Here is a 2,260-nt window from a genome sequence, read left to right on the forward strand (position 1 = left end):
TATAGAAACTTGTAAACTAAGTAGTCTTGATTGACTACACCATTATTATACTAGGAGGTGGGAATATGGCTCAGATTACTTGTCAAAATCTCTCTGTCGGCTACGAAACCAAGGCCGTTTTGCAAAACCTGAACTTTGAGGTCTTCGGGGGCAACTATCTTTGCATTGTGGGTGAAAATGGCTCCGGCAAGAGTACACTAATGAAAACGATTCTCGGCTTGCAGCCGCCCCTTAAGGGCAGAATTTTGACAGGCGACGGGCTGAGAAAAAACGAGATCGGTTATCTGCCACAGCAGACTATTGTACAAAAAGACTTCCCGGCATCTGTGAGAGAAATCGTTCTCTCAGGATGCCAGGGGCGTTGCTGCAGCCGTCCCTTTTATAGAAGAGAGGAAAAGCAGCTTGCGGCGGAGGCTATGGAGAAGCTGCAGATAGGTTCGCTGTTCAAGTGCTGTTACCGGGAGCTTTCCGGCGGACAGCAGCAACGGGTCTTACTGGCCCGTGCACTGTGTGCCAGCCGAAAAATGCTGTTCTTAGATGAGCCTGTTTCTGGGCTTGATCCCAAGGTAACAGCAGAAATGTACCATTTTATTGGCGAACTCAACCACCGGGACGGTATTAGTGTTCTGATGATTTCTCACGATATCTCGGCGGCTGTTAGGTATGCCAGTCACATTCTGCACATTGGAGATACGGTTTTCTTTGGAACGAAGGAGGAATATCTCCAAAGTCCGCAGGGGCGGCTGTTTGCCGCCGGGGAAGGCGGTGACGCAGAATGAACGCAATATTAGAAAAACTCACCCTTTATTGGACTTACCCCTTTGTCCGATATGCACTGGTCGTTGGTGTTTTAATTTCCCTGTGTTCCTCCTTGCTGGGGGTAACGCTGGTACTAAAGCGGTTTTCATTCATTGGTGACGGTCTTTCTCATGTAGCGTTTGGTGCTATGTCCATTGCCGCTGTACTGGGACTGAAAGATGATATGCCTCTGACGCTGGGTGTCACGGTAATCTGTGCTATTTTGTTACTTCGCACCGGACAGAATACTAAAATTAAGGGTGACGCTGCCATTGCTATGATTTCGGTGGGGGCACTTGCCATTGGCTATCTGCTGATGAACCTGTTTTCCACTTCCACAAATCTGTCCGGCGATGTATGCAGCACACTATTTGGATCAACCTCCATTTTGACACTGACCCAGAGGGAGGTTTGGTTGTGCACTGTGCTGTCAGTGTTCGTGGTAGCGGTGTTTATCCTGTTCTATAACAAAATTTTTGCCGTGACCTTTGATGAAAATTTTGCAAAGGCTGTGGGGACAAAGGCAGAGCTTTACAATCTGCTGCTCGCTGTCACTATCGCTGTTGTCATTGTTCTGGCAATGAATTTGGTGGGGTCACTGCTTATTTCTGCCCTTGTGATATTCCCGGCTCTGTCGGCCATGCGAGTCTATAAAAACTTCCGGGCGGTGACAATTTGCTCAGCGGTGTTGTCCGTATGCTGTGCCGTGCTGGGGATTCTGATTTCCATTCTGGCCGGAACACCTGTCGGCTCGACCGTTGTTTCCATGAATATTGCGGCGTTTATCATTTTTTCGGCGGCAGGTGGTGTGACAGGAGGTATTGGAAAATGAAAATTTATTTGCTGCTGGCAGCACTACTGATGCTTTCGCTCTGTGCCTGCAGTCAGGACAATATAGATGAAACAAAGGAAGTGGCACCCACGGAAGTCGTGAAGCCAATGCAGACGAGCCAGCCCATGGTAGAAGCTGAAACATCAGTTCCTTTCGATACTACCGATTCGCAGCCAATGGACGATTCTGCATCTTCCGATAATTCTGAGATAGATGTTGACTTAACCGCACTCAGCAGTACTATGGTTTATTCTGAAGTCTACAATATGCTTTATCTTGATCCGGACGGCTATATTGGAAAGACAATAAAAATGACAGGTGTCTTTGCAGTTTATCAGATGGTCATAGACGGTATCACACAGGAAGAACCAGTCGCCTATGCCTGCATCATTTCTGATGCAGCTGCCTGCTGTGCCGAAGGCATAGAATTTGTGCTGGAGGGTGACTGTATTTATCCAGACGATTATCCAGAGCTTGGTGCAGAAATCACTGTTTTGGGAAATTTTCAATCTTACGAAGAAAATGGGAGAACATGGTATCGTCTTGTCAACGCAAAAATAGAATAACCAAGATAGCATTCTGGTGATATGTCAAGAACTTTTTGAAAAAGATTTTGATATGTTTTTCAGA

3 protein-coding genes are annotated in these 2,260 nt (G+C 46.8%); all 3 read left to right on the forward strand.

Going from position 1 to position 2,260, the window contains the following annotated elements; translation table 11 throughout:
• The first annotated feature begins 65 nt into the window (after positions 1-65).
• From ASU35_RS04075 to ASU35_RS04085, 3 genes are read left to right on the forward strand one after another with little or no spacing between them, the layout of a single operon-like run.
• Complete coding sequence (locus tag ASU35_RS04075; RefSeq protein WP_058351786.1) at positions 66-779, forward strand: metal ABC transporter ATP-binding protein; 714 nt, start codon at positions 66-68, stop codon at positions 777-779.
• A complete protein-coding gene (locus tag ASU35_RS04080; protein ID WP_172794593.1) occupies positions 776-1,630 on the forward strand; it encodes a metal ABC transporter permease in 855 nt (284 codons plus the stop codon). Before ASU35_RS04075 ends, ASU35_RS04080 begins: the two co-directional genes overlap by 4 nt.
• Positions 1,627-2,196, forward strand: a complete 570-nt coding sequence (locus tag ASU35_RS04085) for a hypothetical protein (protein WP_058351787.1) — start codon at positions 1,627-1,629, stop codon at positions 2,194-2,196. The genes ASU35_RS04080 and ASU35_RS04085 overlap by 4 nt, the downstream gene beginning before the upstream one ends.
• Positions 2,197-2,260: the final 64 nt, after the last annotated feature.

The sequence above is a fragment of the Acetivibrio ethanolgignens genome (assembly GCF_001461035.1).
GTDB lineage: Bacteria > Bacillota > Clostridia > Lachnospirales > Lachnospiraceae > Velocimicrobium > Velocimicrobium ethanolgignens.

Excerpts from the sequence above, each read along its gene's own strand:
- ASU35_RS04075 (WP_058351786.1), top strand. The coding sequence starts at position 66 with ATGGCTCAGATTACTTGTCAAAATCTCTCTGTCGGCTACGAAACCAAG.
- ASU35_RS04080 (WP_172794593.1), top strand. The coding sequence starts at position 776 with ATGAACGCAATATTAGAAAAACTCACCCTTTATTGGACTTACCCCTTT.
- ASU35_RS04085 (WP_058351787.1), top strand. The coding sequence starts at position 1,627 with ATGAAAATTTATTTGCTGCTGGCAGCACTACTGATGCTTTCGCTCTGT.